This window comes from Sorangium sp. So ce321 (assembly GCF_051530195.1).
In the GTDB taxonomy this organism is placed as follows: domain Bacteria; phylum Myxococcota_A; class Polyangia; order Polyangiales; family Polyangiaceae; genus Sorangium.
The window spans coordinates 10,576,876-10,591,957 of record NZ_CP150329.1; the positions used below are offsets into that span (position 1 = coordinate 10,576,876).

The 15,082-nt window shown below is 71.7% G+C and carries 10 protein-coding genes; 4 read left to right on the plus strand and 6 right to left on the minus strand.

Annotated elements, in window-relative coordinates; genetic code table 11:
• Positions 1-53 precede the first annotated feature (53 nt).
• Positions 54-509 carry a GNAT family N-acetyltransferase gene (locus tag WME89_RS39125; RefSeq protein WP_438004687.1) on the plus strand — a complete coding sequence of 152 codons (456 nt, stop codon included), beginning with the start codon at positions 54-56 and terminating at the stop codon, positions 507-509.
• A 31-nt stretch (positions 510-540) separates the two neighbouring features.
• Here WME89_RS39125 and WME89_RS39130 read toward each other — a convergent pair whose 3' ends face one another.
• The 6 genes from WME89_RS39130 to WME89_RS39155 all read right to left on the minus strand — a co-directional run bounded on the left by WME89_RS39130 (position 541) and on the right by WME89_RS39155 (position 11,067).
• Positions 541-1,827, minus strand: a complete 1,287-nt coding sequence (locus tag WME89_RS39130) for a hypothetical protein (RefSeq protein WP_438012031.1) — start codon at positions 1,825-1,827, stop codon at positions 541-543.
• 213 nt (positions 1,828-2,040) lie between these two features.
• Positions 2,041-3,240, minus strand: coding sequence for a hypothetical protein (locus WME89_RS39135; RefSeq protein WP_438004688.1), 1,200 nt, complete (start codon positions 3,238-3,240; stop codon positions 2,041-2,043).
• Positions 3,237-7,379, minus strand: a complete 4,143-nt coding sequence (locus WME89_RS39140; protein ID WP_438004689.1) for an RHS repeat-associated core domain-containing protein — start codon at positions 7,377-7,379, stop codon at positions 3,237-3,239. Before WME89_RS39140 ends, WME89_RS39135 begins: the two co-directional genes overlap by 4 nt.
• Positions 7,380-7,679: 300 nt before the next feature.
• On the minus strand, positions 7,680-9,962 hold the full coding sequence (locus WME89_RS39145) for a molybdopterin cofactor-binding domain-containing protein (protein ID WP_438004690.1): 2,283 nt from the start codon (positions 9,960-9,962) through the stop codon (positions 7,680-7,682).
• A 2-nt stretch (positions 9,963-9,964) separates the two neighbouring features.
• Entirely contained in the window at positions 9,965-10,423 is a 459-nt protein-coding gene (locus WME89_RS39150; protein ID WP_437619861.1) for a (2Fe-2S)-binding protein, read from the minus strand.
• A complete protein-coding gene (locus tag WME89_RS39155) occupies positions 10,420-11,067 on the minus strand; it encodes an Isoquinoline 1-oxidoreductase subunit (RefSeq protein WP_438004691.1) in 648 nt (215 codons plus the stop codon). The genes WME89_RS39150 and WME89_RS39155 overlap by 4 nt, the downstream gene beginning before the upstream one ends.
• Before the next feature lie 927 nt (positions 11,068-11,994).
• Between WME89_RS39155 and WME89_RS39160 the strand changes: the two genes are divergently transcribed.
• From WME89_RS39160 to WME89_RS39170, 3 genes are read left to right on the plus strand one after another with little or no spacing between them, the layout of a single operon-like run.
• Positions 11,995-13,359 (plus strand): serine/threonine-protein kinase, encoded by a 1,365-nt coding sequence (locus tag WME89_RS39160; protein WP_438004692.1) that lies wholly within the window; start codon positions 11,995-11,997, stop codon positions 13,357-13,359.
• A gap of 12 nt (positions 13,360-13,371) precedes the next feature.
• A complete protein-coding gene (locus tag WME89_RS39165) occupies positions 13,372-14,310 on the plus strand; it encodes a PEGA domain-containing protein (RefSeq protein ID WP_438004693.1) in 939 nt (312 codons plus the stop codon).
• The gene (locus WME89_RS39170; protein ID WP_438004694.1) at positions 14,307-15,011 is read left to right on the plus strand and encodes a hypothetical protein; all 705 of its coding nucleotides are present in this window, start codon (positions 14,307-14,309) and stop codon (positions 15,009-15,011) included. Before WME89_RS39165 ends, WME89_RS39170 begins: the two co-directional genes overlap by 4 nt.
• Positions 15,012-15,082: the final 71 nt, after the last annotated feature.

Here is a 15,082-nt window from a genome sequence, read left to right on the forward strand (position 1 = left end):
AGCCGTCAGGGCCCAGGACCCCGAGCACGCAGGCTGAACGGAGGATCGCCGCAGTGGAGCACAAGGCAGCTGAAGACATCGTCATCTCGTCGGACAAGGCGCTCCTCGACGTCGAGCGGATCCACGCCTTCCTCGCGTCCGCCTACTGGAGCACGGGCATCCCCCGGGAGGTGGTCGAGCGGGCCATCCAGGGCTCGCTCTGCTTCGGCGTCTACAAGGCGGGAGCGCAGATCGGGTTCGCCCGGGTGATCACCGACCACGCGACGTTCGCGTACCTGGCCGACGTGTTCATCGTCGAGGCGGAGCAACGCCAGGGGTACGGCAAGGCGCTGCTCGCTCACGTCGCCGAGGCCCTGGGTCACCTCCGGCTGCGGCGGACGCTGCTCGCCACCGCGGACGCGCACGGGCTCTACCGGCAGTTCGGCTTCACGCCGCTCGAGAAGCCGGACCGGTTCATGGAGATCAACGTCAAGGACATCTACCAGCAGGGAAAGGCGAGGACCTCGTAGCCGCGGCGCGCGTCCACGGACACGCAGCGCCTCAGGCAGGCGAGGTGACGTTGTCCCAGGCGAGCACCGCCTCGGGGCGAAGCTCCCGCATGCGCGTCACAGTTAGCCCCTGTAGTCTACGCTCGAACACCAGCGCCGCGTCGCCAGCGTAGAAGGTGCCAGTGGAGTCGCTGGCCTCTTCAACCTCGTCCAGGCCGAGCGCCCGGGCGAGCTCACGGCCGTGCGACGACCGTGAGACATGAATCGGCACTTCTTTGGGGTGTCCCCACAGCGCGACGCGGGTGACGAACGTGCGCACGGAGTCGCTCGTCCGCTCCCACTCATCCCAGCCGAACCCGTAGGCCCACATCCGGCCGTCCTGCGTGATGCACGCAAGTGTGTCGAGGTTGTCGAAATCTCGCGGGCTCACCAGGAGCGCGGGGCCGTCCGGCGTCTGCTGAAGCGGCCACTCCGCGACGCTCCCTTTGGCGAGGGCTCGATCGAGCATCTGGAGCCCGCCGAAGCGCTGGATCCGGTCGACGCTGCGCAGGCCGCCGAACGAGCTCTCGGCGTCCGCGGCCACCCTGGCAAGCGCCTCGCTGCCGCCGTTCTCCCGCACCCACGAGGCGAGCCGCGCAGGGTCGCCGGGATCGTGCATCCGACAGAGCCAGCGCGATGCCGCCTCTCTCGCACGAGGCGACAGCGGAAGCGTCTTCGACGCAGGATCGACGGTTGCGCAAAGAAACCCGATCACGCTCTGTCGAAACCGTTCGCTCGCCTCTTCAAGCGGGAGATCGAGGTGCACGGCTTCGTTGTCCAGAGCCGCAAGCCCCGTCGAATCGGCGTAGTCGTCGCGAAACTCGATCCAGCCCGACTCGGGTGCGGCAGGCGACTCTCCGGCGGCTCGAAGCACCGGAAAGAAGCACTGTAACCGCAGGGCCGCGCACTCTTCGAGCCAGGGCCGCAGGCTGGCTGCCGTGGGGCCCAGCACGCGCAAGAACACGTCGTCGCGCAGGGCGAGCACCCCGTCGCAGACATGCCACACGAACCCGTGCAGACGAGACGAGCGGCTTTCCTGGCCGATCCGACGAGCAACGCCCTTGACGAGAGCGTTCGTCTTGTCGAGCGCGGTGACCGGTCCCGTCTCCGGCTCGAAGTTACCGAGATGAACGCGCACGCGCAGCTCGAACCCCGGAGCACGCCACCGCTCGAGCCTCTCCGCCACCTCGTTCAGCTGAGAGATGGACGCCGTGAGCTGTTTGGTTCCGCAGATGGATTGGAGCTCGGGGCTGAACATGCCCTTCGCTATGGTTCCGAGGAGGGGATGGCTGAATCGCATCTTCACGTCGGCCCCCGGTCGTTGTTCTCGCAGGTACCCCCGAAGACGCCCGGTGTCATTCGGACGACACGATTGCTGCCGCGCTGGATCTCCGCATCCGAGTGACTGTTGCGCCTTGCCGCCCGATCGGCCTCGATTTCCTGTCGGCACCTCGTCGCGCTGGCGCGACGAGCGTCGTGCAGGGGGTCGGATACAGCCCCAGCAGACGACCTGCTACGCGATGATCTCGCACGTCCGTGCCTCGGCTTGCTGGGTGAAGCACTTCAAGAGCGCCGGCTCACCGGGTCGCTGAAACGCCACGAGGTCGCTGGAAACCGCCAGGGTCGCCCAGCCATCCGTTCCGACTGGGTCGACCACGAGCCCCAGACGCGCGCAGAGCTCGGTCATGGGAAGATCCGACGCCTGCGTGGCCGCGATCCTCGCGTCGAAGCGGAGGATCCGCTCGACGTAGGCAGCGTAGCTCGACGCCGACACGGACCACAGGTCCTCCTCGAACGTGTAACGGTAGATGCGGCGGTCTTCACCGAGGTAAACGAACGCGTCCGATGTCCCGATGTCCCAGTAACCGACCAGCAAGCGCGAGGGCTCCCCCGCCGGCAGCCAGGGGTCGCCGGAGACGAGGAGCGGCGATTCGAACGCCTGTGCGGATGCCTCACCCGCGAAGAACTCTGCGTGGCAGAGGACTGGACCACACATGGCGGTTCGATCGAACCGCCGGATGCCACGCGCGACGCCGAGCGCCTCCGAGACGGCATCGACGAGGCGTGACGACGGCCCCTGCTCGTGAAGCCATGCGAGGAAAGCGGGGCAGCCCTCGTCGTCGACGGCCACGAACGCCGGGACCGTGGGCACGAGGTCGAACGACGACCGCCACGGGTTGTGCAAGCGCGCTGTCGCTCGTCTTCCGAGCCCCTGTGATATCCCGCCGCCAGGGAGGCGGTAGCGGACCACCGCGCTGCCGTTGCGCACCTGGAAGGACCCCTCGACGCCGGGCTCCCGGTCCTCGAACAACAGCCCCTCGCCTTCCAGCGGATCGCTCTCGGCAAGCACGGCCGAGTAGGCGGGGAACCAGATAGGCTTGCGGGGCCGCCGCTCACCGAAGGCCTGGAGCCAGGGGACGAGCTGCTCGGCGCTTCGCGCATAAAGGCACCACGTGTCCCGGCTCTCGGTGACCAGCACCGAGCCCTCGTACCATCTGAAGGAGCCACACGCCTCGGGGGCAGGCGGCACGTCACCGCCCCGCGCGCGCACGGCGTCGAGGATCTCGTCGCGGGCGATGGTGGGGGCGCCTGTGCAGGCGAGGTAGCTGTCGTCCCAGCCCGCGAAACGCGAGCGGAGCCGTGCGCGGTCCCTGGACGGCACGCCGGGGAGCGCGGGGAAGTCGAGCGTCTCTGGTTCCAGCGAGGAGGTCATAGCTGCTGCCATTGGCCATTCACGTAATCGTACGTGCCCGGGTTCATGCCGCCGACCCGCCGCACGCGCCGGTCCCGCTCGGCCCGTGACATCTGTCCAGCGGCCACTTGCTGGTCCAGCGTCTCCGCGTACCTCGCGGTATTTGCGCGGTTCGCGTCGGCCACATTTCCGGCGTTGATGTCGTTGCGGAGCTGCGTGTTGGGGAGCGCCCCGCGAGCCGCCGTTGGCGGCGGCAGCGGGGTGCCGGGCGGAGCGTTTCGCGGTGGTGGTGGCGACGCCGGGGTCACGGGCGGAGGCTGACCCGCGCCCGCCATGGCATAGAGGCGGGAGAGCATCTGCGAGCAGTTAGGGCACGGAGCGCACGCGGTAGCGTTGGGGTCGCTGTCGTTGCTCCCGATGCTGCCCATCCGACGAAGAGCCCGCCGCAGATTCCGCTGCCCTCGCGGAGTGCCGGGGTCGCACGAGACCCCATTTCGCCGCTCGTAGTCCTGAAGGTAGCGGCTCACGGCGTCCGGCTCGGAGCAACCACCGGCCGGTCTTGGCATGGCGTTGCGCGTCGGGAGCGCGGCCGCGACGGCGGGGTGGAGCTGCCGCTGGTACGGCTCATTGCTGCCAGGCTCGGTCGGTGGTGTCCTCGGATCGCGCGCCGAATAGCCTGTCTGCGTGGGACCTCCTCCACGGCGAGAGGTCACCGTCGAGCGCATCAGGCCATCGGCGTCGATCACGGCGAGCGGCCTCCCGCTCACGTACCCGTACGCCTCGAGCCCCCCCTCGAGCCCCAGCGGCTCCGGGCTCAGGTATGTCGCGCTCGCCGGATCGAAGTACCGCCACCGGTTGTAGTGGAGCCCCGTCTCCGGCTCGTACCAGTGCCCCGGGAACCGGCTCAGCGTCGCCGCCGCGTCGCCCGCGATCACCCGACCGTACGCCTCCGTCTCGAAGACCTGGTCGACCGTCCCGTCGGCGTCCACGAGCGCCAGCGGCACAGGCGCCCCGTCCCGGTGCACGAAGTACTTCCACGCGCCCGGGCCCGCCTCGGTGTCGACCGCCTGCGCGATCGGCGCCGGTGAGTCCGGCGAGTATGCGTAGCGCCGGCGCTCCAGCAGCGTGAACGGCGCGCCAGCGCCGGCGGTGCTCGCCTCGCGCTCCACCGTCTCTTCCAGGAGATCCTCGCCATCCCAGCGGTAGCGGTGCCGCACCATCGCCGCGTCTCGCCGCATCACGCGCTTCTCGAGGCGCCGCGCGAACCCGTCGTAAACAAACTCGAGCCGCGTCCTGTCGGGCAGCGTCATGCTCGAGAGCAGGCCGAGCACGCTCCAGGAGTAGGTGGTCACTGCGGTCCCCTCCACCTTCTTCACGAGCCGGCCGCGCGCGTCATACGTGAGCGTCGCGCCGTTCGTGGTCACCAGGCGCCCGCCGACCAGGTGGGACTGCGCGCGGCCGCCGATCCAGCGCACGTCGCCTCGCGGCGAGAGCACGTAATCCTCGGTCGAGGCCCGCTTCTCGTGCCGCTTCTGCGCGACGCGGCCGCGCGCGTCGTACGTGAAGGACTGCGCCCCGCGATCGCGATCGGCGAGCACCTGGAGCTCGTCGGCGGGCGACCATCGGTAGTCGAACCGCAAGGTCTCCGGGCCGCCCAGCTTGCCGACCCAGATGGGCTCACCCGGACGGTCGACGGCGGTCCCACGGCCGGAGACGGCCGAGCGGAGGACGTTGCCGTGCGCGTCCCTCGTGAGCGCGATGCCCCCGCCGCCCGCGAAGAGGCGCCCCGCCTCGGCGTCCATCGCATCGTACGCGAACGTCGCGATCGGCTGGTCCGCGCCCCGGTCATCCGAGAAGAAGAGCGCGGAGCACCGCCCGGCCGGGTCGCGCGGGGTGGCGAGCGAAAAGGCGCCGGGCACGTTGATCCTCGTGCGGCTCATGCCCGCGTCGTACAGCTGCTGGACGCTCGTGGCGGAGGAAGGATCGTTGGCCAGCGCCGTTTCCTCACGGACGCAGCGCCCGCGCGCGTCGTACGTGTACTGCGTGCGGGCGGCCTCCGTCTCGAAGAGCACGAGGCGGCCGCGCTCGTCGTACTCCAGCTTGTGGAACGTGTCGTCCGAGAAGGCGCGCTCGATCACCCGATCGAGATCGTCGTAGGTCATCTCGACGAACTCGCCATCGTCGAAGGTGATCCTCGACAGCCGCCCGGCCTGGTCGTTCCTGTACCGCAGCGAGCGGCCGTCGAAGGTGCGCTCGGCGAGGATCCGCCCCTCGAGATCGCGCTCGATGGTGTGCACGTCGCCCTCCTCGTTGACGATGCGCACCATGCCGAGCTCGCGATCGTAGGCGTACGAGACGCGCGTGCCGTCGCTCCGCTCGACCGCGATCACCTCGCCGAGGCCCGCGTAGATCAGCCGGAACCAGCGGCCGTCCGCGTCGCGCTCGCCGGCGAAGCGGCCGGCCTCGTCGTAGATCGTGGACGTGCGCGCGCCGAGCGGAGAGCAGTACTCGACGACGCGGCCCATCGCGTCATAAAGCCAGCGGTGGACCCCGCCCTTCTCGTCCCGCATCTCCACGAGCCGCCCGAGGAAGTCGTAGCGCAGAGCTCGCGTGCCGCCGTGCGGCTCGACGATCTCGACGCGGTTGCAGAGCGCGTCGTACTTCATCGTGGTCTTGCCGCCATCGGCGGTCTCGGCGTGAACCAGACAGCCACGCTCATCATGGCGAAAGCTCGCGACGAGCCCCATCGCGTCAGACAGGTAGATCAGGTTCCCGTTCGGGTCGCGCGCGTGCTGCGTCTCCAGGCCGTCGGGGCCGCGCGTGACCACGACATTGCCGCGGTCGTCGTACAGGTACTCCGTCGCGTGCCCCAGCGGGTCGACCACGCGGTAGGCGCCGCCGGCCTCGCCCATCTTCCACGCGCGCCCGAGGCCGTCGCGGTACCCCACGAGCTCGCCCGACTCGTCGAATGCGTTGTCGTGCACCTGCCCCGCCCAGACGATCCGGTCCGCCTTGCCGAACGCGTTGACCTCGATCCTCCGCAGTGCGCGCGAAGTGATGATGTTGTTCTCGCCCGCGCCATACTCGACCTTGGCGTGCAGGAACCCCTTCGCGCGGCTGCCGTCCGCGAGCACCTCCGGCACGCCCTCGGCCAGGAGCGCACGCTCGTTGGGGTCGTTGCACCACGTCTCCACGCAGCGACCGTGTTGGTCATAGCGGTAGTGCACCGTGAGGCCCGTGGGCCAGCGCTCCGTGACGAGCCGATGGTCTGAGTCGTACGCGAAGGTCATCGCGTGCCCCAGGGCGTCGCGCGCGGCCACCAGGTCTCCGCGCTCGTCGTACTCGTAGGTTCGGAACGACGTCCAGGCGCCCCTCACGGACGCGTTCTTCACCTCGAAGGCCGCGATTCGGCCGTCGCTGTGCCTCCGTACGCGAAGCAGGCGGCCCACGCTGTCATTCACGAACTGGAGCGGTCCGGTCCCGTTCTCGTAGAAGAGCCGGGCCTGGTTGCCGTTGTGGTCCACGAGCGCGCTGAGGCGGAACTCGTTGTCGATCGCAAAGACGTCATCGAAGACCCGCGTGATCCCATCGTCGGCCTCGAGGAGATAGCCGTCGCGGGTCCGCGTCAGCAGTCCGACAGGGAGCTTCACTGTCTCGCCCTCGTCGGGGCACCGGCCCTCGCAGGCCAGCGCCGTCGCCGTGACGATCCGCACCCTGCGGCGGCGGAGCTCGATGACGCGCCAGCCGAGCGAGTGGTTCCACCCGTGGCCGAGCCCGTAGTCGCGGTCGCGCTGCGCGGAGCTGTAGGCGCGCTCGATCACGAGCGGGAACGCGCCCGGAAGGGCCATGTCGGTGACGGCGAGGGTGTAGACGCGACCCGTGACGGGATCCATGGGGTGACCCGCCTGCGTTCCTCCCCCGCCTCCGTGCGACGGGTTGGGGCAGCCACCGCCGCTACCCTGGCCGCAGCTGGAGGCGTTGGGGCCGCCACCCTGGGCGCCGTTGCCACCGTTATTGCCCCCTGCGCCCTGGTCTCCGCCGGCTCCATTGCCGCCGCGCCCGCCGCTGCCTCCGCCGCCTGCGCCGCCGCCCATGATGAAGACGCCGGGGTTCATTCCCGGGATGGCCGGGATGTTCGGAACCGGAGCTGTGCGTGCCATGAAGCGATGGTCGCGGAACCGGCCAGGGTGTCAATCCGCTGCCGTGCCGGATGGCCCCGGGGCGGTAACCTTTCGACAGCCCCCGGGCTGAATTTCAATTCACCCGGGACCCTCTCGACAGCCCCCGGGCTGAATTTCAATTCACCCGGGACCCCCTCGACAGCCCCCGGGCTGAATTTCAATTCACCCGGGACCCTCTCGACAGCCCCCGGGCTGAATTTCAATTCACCCGGGACCCTCTCGACAGCCCCCGGGCTGAATTTCAATTCACCCGGCCCCCCCTCGACCCCCCCGCCTCGGTCACAGCCCCAGGCGCCGCAGCGGGAGCTCCCGCGCGCGCGTCTTCGTCAAGGCGAACACCGCGTTGGCGATCGCCGGCGCGACAGGCGGCACCCCCGGCTCCCCGACGCCGCCGGGCGGCGCGTCGCTCTTCACGAGCTCCACGTGGATGCGCTTCGGCGCCTCCGGGCTGCGAACGACCTGGTAGTCGCGGAAGTTCGTCTGCTCGACCGCGCCCCCCTTCACCGTGATCGCGCCGTGGAGCGCGATGCTCATCCCGAACACGACCGCGCCCTCCATCTGCGAGCGCGCGCGGTCCGGGTTGATGACCGTGCCCGCGTCCGCGACGAGCCACACCTCGTCGACCCTCACCTTGCCGAGCGCGTCCTTCGACACCGCGGCGACGACGGCCACGTACGTGAGGAAGCTCCGGTGCGCGGCGAGGCCCACCGCGCGCCCCGCCTTGCGCGCGGCCTCCCACCCCGAGAGCTCCGTCACCCGCTCGATGACGTGCCGCAGCCGGCCCACGTCCACCGGGTGCTGCTCGATCGGCGCCCCGTAGTTGGGGACCTTCGCGACGCCGAGCTCGGCCGGCGTGGCCTGGCGCGCCGGGCCGAGCACCTCGAGCAGCACGTCGCGCGGATCCGCCTGCCGCGCGTGCGCGATCTCGTCGATGAAGCTCTGCACCGCGAAGGCATGGAAGATGTTGCAGACCGACCGGAGCCAGCCGATCCGGACGTGCGCCGGCGCGTCGCACGCCTCGGCGCGGACGTTCGGGGCCGACAGCGCGAGGTCGAGCACGCCGAGGCCGAGCTCGTTCTCGCTCGGCGTCTTCGCCCTCGCGTCGAACGTCGACGGGATCGGCGGGAAGGCCGTCCGGTGCAGCCAGGCGGTCACCTTGCCCGCCGCGTCGAGCCCCGCCGTGAGGTGCTGCGCGCTCACGCTGTGGAAGTAGCCGCTCTGCACGTCGTCCTCGCGCGTCCACTGCACGCGCACCGGCGCCCCCATGGCGCGCGCGAGCAGCGCCGCCTCGGAGCAGTAGTCCGGCTTGGACTTCCGGCCGAAGCCGCCGCCGAGGAACGTCACGTGCACCGTGACCTTGCCCTCGTCGACCCCGAGCGCCCGCGCCACCTCGGTGCGCGCCGACTGGGGGTTCTGCGTCGGCGCCCACACCTCGCAGCCGTTCGCGTCCACCCGCGCCACCGCCGACGGCGGCTCCATGGCCGCATGCGCGAGGTGCGGCACGTAGTAGTCGGCCTCGATCGTGCGCGCCGCCGCCTTGAGCGCCGCGTCCACGTCGCCGACCTTCCGCACCACCTTGCCGGGCGCGCGCGCCGCGCTCGAGAGCGCCTCCCGGTAAGTCGCCGAGTCGTACGCCGCGTTCGGACCGTGGTCCCACTCGATCTGCAGCGCCGCCCGGCCGCGCATCGCCGCCCAGGTGGAGTCCGCCACGACCGCCACGCCGCCGAGCGGCTGGAAGCCGACAGCGCCGCCCTTCGGGCCAGGCAGGTCCACGAGCTTCTTCACGCCGGGGACGGCGAGGGCGCGCGCGCCGTCGTACCGCACGACCTTGCCGCCCACGACCGGCGGACGCGCGATGACCGCGGTGAGCATGCCCGGCAGGCGCACGTCCGCGCCGAACCGAGCGGCGCCCGTGACGATGGCCGGGCCGTCGAGCAGCGGCAGCGGGCCGCCGACGCGCTTGAGCTCCGCGACGGGGCGGAGCGCGACGGTCTTCGCGTCGGGCACCGGGAGCTTCGACGCGTCGGCGACGAGCTCGCGGAAGTCCAGCGAGCGCTTCGACTTGGCGTGATGGACGGCGTGCTGCTCGGCGACGCACTCCGCGGCGGGCACCCGCCACTTCTTCGCGGCGGCCGCGACCAGCATCGCGCGCGCCGTCGCGCCCACGCGCCGCATCGGCTCGTAGCCGTCGCGCACGCTGCGCGAGCCGTCGGTGTTCTGGTCGCCATAGGCCTTGTCGCCGACGCCCTGCACGATCTTCACCCGCGCCATGTCGGCGCCGAGCTCGTCGGCGACGAGCACGGGCAGCGAGCTGCGGATCCCCTGCCCCATCTCCGACCGGTGGCAGACGATAGACACCGTGCCGTCGGTCGCGATGTGCAGGAACACCCCGGTCCGGAGCCCGGGCTCGCCCGGCGCGACCTGAGGCCCGGGCGGCGCGGCGGGCGCGGGCGGCGCGGCCTCGGCGCTGCCCTCGGCGAGCCCGAGCGCGAGCCCGCCCACCGCGAGCCCGAGCCCCGCGAGGAACGAGCGGCGGAGGAGCACGACGCGTTGCTGTTCCATCTTCACTCCGTGGGCAGGCCGGCGGCCTTGCGGACCGCCGCGCGGATGCGCGTGTACGTGCCGCACCGGCAGATGTTGCCGGCGAGCGACTTGTCGATGTCGTCGTTCGAGGGCCGCGGGTTCTTCCGCAGAAGCGCGGCGGCGCTCATGATCTGCCCGGCCTGGCAGAAGCCGCACTGCGGGACGCCGAGCTCCACCCACGCGCGCTGGAGCGGGTGATCGCCGCCGGGGCTGAGCCCCTCGATCGTCGTCACCGAGCCGCCCGCGGCGCGCTTCACCGGCGTCACGCAAGCGCGCACCGTCTCGCCGTCGAGGTGCACCACGCACGCCCCGCAGAGCGCCTGGCCGCAGCCGTACTTCGTCCCCGTGAGGCCGAGCACGTCGCGCAGCACCCAGAGGAGCGGCATCTCCGGATCCACGTCGAGCTTCTGCTCGGCGCCGTTCACCTTCAGGATGATCATGGACGGGCCTCCTCGGGCGGGCACGCGGCGCCCGCCTTCACCCACGCATCGATGAGCGCGCCGAACTGCGCCTGCGAGCCGGGCGCCTTCGTGCGGCCGTGGCCGGGCGCCCACCCCCACGCCACGAGCTCGTCGTGCGCGGAGTGCTCGACGATCTGCGCGAGCGTCTTCTTGCCGTTGCGCGCCGGATCCTTCACCTGCGCGCAGATCGCCGCCGGCGTGCGGCCGAGCCACGCCATCTCCACCGGCGCGAGGTGCCAGCCCGGCGCGCCGGGCACGCGCGCGAAATCGAGGTTCTGCGCCTGGTGGCACGATGTGCACTCCAGCGCGGCGAGCCCGCGGTCGCGCTGCCCGCGCTCGACGGGCGGGTTGTGGCGCCCGCCGCTGTCGCCCTGGCGCGGGACGCCATCGTGCGGGTGGCAGTTCACGCAGCGCGGGTGGAGCAGCACCTTGCTCGCCTCGAGAAAAAGCGAGGCCGCGCGCGCGTCGTTGTCCCGGATCGACGCGAACGCCTCCGGGCTGCGGAGCTCGCCCGGGGGCACGGGCGGCAGATGGACCGGCTTGGGTGCCTCCGCGGGAGGGGCGTCGCACGCCGCGGCGAGGAGGCCGACGCCCGCCAGAAGGCAGAGAAGGAAAGGCTGCATCGCTCGGCGTAGACTGCTTGTTTCGAGCGCGCGACACAAGCCTTTCGTCGCCAGGTGTCAGCCGCCCGCTCGCTCGCTCGCCCGGCGCGCTCCTCATCCGTCGCGATCCATCGCGCGGATCGCGCGAGATCGCACGCGACACCGTTCGACCCTCACCGCCGCTCGACAGGCCAGCGGCGCAGTCGCGGCGCGATCGGCGCCCACGCCTCGACATGGCCCCGTATCGAGCTAAAAGACGCAATCCGCGCCCCGTCGTCCACATCGCGGGTCCGGCGCAGTCGGCAGCTCCACGGCGGCGCGTCCCGCTCCCGTGGGCTCCACGGCGCCGCGTGGAAACCCCGAGGAACCCCTCATTTTGCAGCCCTTTTCAGCGGAGAAATCGAACCGGGAGGCGGGGAGACAGCGAGTATTTGAAGGTTTCCCCTCCCCGTCTCCCCGCCTCCCTGTGAATTTTCCGAAGAGCTCGAGGCGATGCCTCGGGTGGAAACCCTCTCGCCGCTGCGGCGATCTCATGAGGAAATGCGATCCGACTCCCGTCTGCTCAGCGCCGAGGTCGACGACGGAAACCTGCTGCTGCCAGCGCGACGCCGCCGCGCTCGGCGGCGCCGCGCGACGTGACGGCGATGTAGCGAGGCCCGCACCGCTCGATGACAGCGAACGTGAGTACACGCAGAGGGCGCGCGAGAGCTGCCCTCAGCAGCGTACATGCCTGTAGCGAACTGTCACGAGGGCTCCCTGCAGCGCGGCTCCACGCCACGATGCGCCATGCCGACTCCAGGTCATGCCCGCGTAACCGCTCGACTCGAGGCGCTGGCTCGCCACGTGCAAGCTCCCCCCGGCATGAGCAAGACGGTAGGAATGGTCGAGGCCACACAGCCATCGCCGTGCCGAATCGCCCCAGCTGAGGCAAGGTGCTACACCGCGCCCTTGAGCTCGGAGCGTGGGCCCCTACCGGGCATGCAGGTGGGCTCCCACCTCCGTCTCATCCGCGCGCTCGGCCAGGGCGGGATGGGAAGCGTCTGGCTCGCCGAGCACACAGCGCTCAAGACCCAGGTGGCGGTGAAGTTCCTCCGCGACATGTACGTGGATCACCCGCTCGCCGTGGTTCGCCTCCGGCGCGAGGCAGAGGCCGCCGCCCGGATCCAGAGCCCGCACGTCGTGCGCGTGTTCGACCTCGGGTTCGCCGACCAGGGGGTCCCCTACATCGTGATGGAGCACCTCGAGGGCGAGACGCTCCAGGACCTCGTGGAGCGCCGCCGGCGGCTCTCGCTCGACGAGACGGTCTCGATCGTGCGCCAGATCGGCGCGGCGCTGGCCAGGGCCCACGAGGCAGGCATCGTCCACCGCGACATCAAGCCCGAGAACATCTTCCTCGTGGAAGGCGAGCGGGAGCCCTTCGTGAAGGTGCTCGACTTCGGCATCGCCAAGAACACCGTCGAGGAGGCCGAGCGGCTCACGGTGACGGGCGCCATCATGGGGACGCCGCATTTCATGTCGCCGGAGCAGATGGCGGGTGGGGCGAAGGTCGGACCGCACAGCGACCTCTGGGCCCTCGGCGTCGTGGCCTACTTCTGCCTGACCGGGCAGATCCCCTTCGGCGGCGCCACCATCGCCGCGGTGGCGGTCGCGATCGACCGCGGGCCGCCGCCGCCGCCGTCCCGCCTCGTCCCGGGTGTGCCGCCCGCGATCGACGCCTGGGTCCTCTCGCTGCTCGAGCCCGACCCGGCGCGCCGCGCCCAGAGCGCCCGCGCCGTCCTCGAGGCGCTGGACGCCGCCCTCACCGCCCGCGGGCAGACCGAGCCCGCGGCCACCCATCCCATGCCCCCGCGCGACGCGCTCGCCTCGGGCGAGGGCTTCTCGTCCCTCGTGACGACGCTGATGCCGTTCGCCACGCTCGGCACCGGCTCGCCAGGGCAGCGGGTGCGCGCGCGCACCTGGGCCGTGGCGGCGGCGGCGGTCATGGGGATCAGCACGCTGGCCTGGGCAGGCGTCTCCGGCGTGGGCCGGACGGCGCCGGCGGTGCATGCCGCGTCGCTCGCGATGGTCGGGAGCGGGCCGGCGGAGCCCGCCGCCCCCGTCGTCGAGCCCGCGGCGCAGTGCGCGACCCCCGCGCCGCTGCCCGAGGCGGCGAAGGCGCCGCAGTCCCAGGTGCAGGCCGCCGCGAAGGCACCGCAGCCGCAGGCGACGGTGAAGGCGCCGGCCGAGGTCCAGGCGACGCGCGCCGCCCCGGCCGAGGCGCCCGCCAAGAAGGTCGCGGTCCGCACGCGCGCCCGCCGCGATCTCGGCTTCTGATCGAGGAAACGCATGCACCCCCGGCCCAGGACGCTGATGATGCTCGCCAGCCTGGTCGTCGCGGCCTCGCCGGCGCTCGCCGCTCAGGATCTCGGCGCCGGCGGCGGCGAGGCCGAGGAGAAGGCGCGGACCGAGGCCCGGGAGCTCGTGTACACGGGCGACGAGCTCTTCGCCCAGAGGAAATATGCGGAGGCGCTCCGCGCCTACCAGCGCGCCGAGCAGCTCGTCAGCGTGCCCACGACCGCCATCGAGGTGGCCAAGACGCTCGCCGCGATCGGGCGGCTCAGCGAGGCGCGCGAGCTCGCGGCGACGATCGCCGCGTCGCACCCGACCCCCGGGGAGCCGTGGCCGTTCATGCAGGCGCGGCGCCGCGCCGACGCCCTGCGCGGCGAGCTCGACGGGCGCATCCCCCGGCTGAAGGTGACGATCACGCCGAGCCCGCCCGGCGCCAGGCTCAAGGTCGACGGCCAGGTGGTGAAGGCCTCGTTCGACGGGGCCTCGATCGATCCGGGCAACCACTGGGTCGAGATCGAGGCGGACGGCTACGTGGCCGAGCGGCAGCGGGTCTACGTTCCGGAGAAGGAGACCACGACGCTGGACGTCGCCCTCACGCCGGTGCCCCCCAGGTCCGGCAGCGCGATGCCGTGGATCATCGGCGGGTTCGTGGCCTCGGGCGCCGGGCTGGCGCTGGGGCTCGGCACGGGCGCCGCCTACCTGAGCGCGCGGGGCGACCTCACGGAGGCGTGCCGGCAGCGCACGGCGAGCTGCTCCGAGGACGCGCGGAGCGGCGCGAACGCCCTCGGCTGGGCCTCGAACGTGGGGTTCGGCCTCGCCATCGCGGGCGCGGCCGTCGGGGGGATCGCCCTCGGCCTGGAGAGCTCGAGGGAGCCGGCCTCGAGCGTCACCTGGGCGGTCGGGCCTGGCTACATCAGCGTACGAGGTACGTTATGAGGAAGCGCTCCGCTGCGCTCTGGACGCTCGCCACGCTCGCCACGTGGCTCGTGGGGTGCCAGGTCATCGCCCCGCTGCCCGGCGTCGGCGGAGAGGGCGGCGACCCCACGACCGAAGGCGCCGGCGGAGCGGTGGACGCTGACGAGGGCGAGGCGAGCCAGGGGAGCGAGATCACGCCGGACCCCACGCCCCCGGCCTCGGAGAACAGCGGCCCCTGCGAGATCGCCGAGTGCTCGACGCATTGCGCCCGGTCGATGGATCTCTGCGAGCTGACGCCGCAGTATCCGTCGGTCGAGACGTGCTGCGCCGTCTGCGAGGCGATGCCGTCGCCCGCCGCGTACGCCGCGTGCCGCGCGGTGGAGACCGGCGATCCTGCCGGCTGCACCGCCAGCGGGCTGCTCGGCCCGCCGGGCGGCGACGGGTGCATCGGGCAGTGCGAGGCGATCTGCACGCTCTACGCGGCCCTGTGCCCGGACATGCCGCCGGATCTCGAGAGCTGCGTGTCCATGTGCTCTCCCTGGTCGATGCCGGACGTGTTCGATGCGTGCAGCTCGTTCCAGGCCGAGGGCTCGTTCGCGTGCCGCCTCCAGCAGATCTATCTCGCGCTGGACGAGACGGACGTCGTGGAGCGCGACCAGGCGTGCCGCGACATCGTGCAAGGCCGCTGCCCGAAGCCCGATTGCGAAATCGGCGACGATTGACGCGCTCGCGCCCCCTCCTCGACCGGGCCCCCTGAACGACCCGTCGCCGGCGCCGCTCCAGCGACGGCGCG

Excerpts from the sequence above, each read along its gene's own strand:
- WME89_RS39135 (WP_438004688.1), bottom strand. The coding sequence starts at position 3,240 with ATGACCTCCTCGCTGGAACCAGAGACGCTCGACTTCCCCGCGCTCCCC.
- WME89_RS39155 (WP_438004691.1), bottom strand. The coding sequence starts at position 11,067 with ATGCAGCCTTTCCTTCTCTGCCTTCTGGCGGGCGTCGGCCTCCTCGCC.
- WME89_RS39150 (WP_437619861.1), bottom strand. The coding sequence starts at position 10,423 with ATGATCATCCTGAAGGTGAACGGCGCCGAGCAGAAGCTCGACGTGGAT.
- WME89_RS39170 (WP_438004694.1), top strand. The coding sequence starts at position 14,307 with ATGAGGAAGCGCTCCGCTGCGCTCTGGACGCTCGCCACGCTCGCCACG.
- WME89_RS39145 (WP_438004690.1), bottom strand. The coding sequence starts at position 9,962 with ATGGAACAGCAACGCGTCGTGCTCCTCCGCCGCTCGTTCCTCGCGGGG.
- WME89_RS39165 (WP_438004693.1), top strand. The coding sequence starts at position 13,372 with ATGCACCCCCGGCCCAGGACGCTGATGATGCTCGCCAGCCTGGTCGTC.
- WME89_RS39130 (WP_438012031.1), bottom strand. The coding sequence starts at position 1,827 with ATGCGATTCAGCCATCCCCTCCTCGGAACCATAGCGAAGGGCATGTTC.
- WME89_RS39140 (WP_438004689.1), bottom strand. The coding sequence starts at position 7,379 with ATGGCACGCACAGCTCCGGTTCCGAACATCCCGGCCATCCCGGGAATG.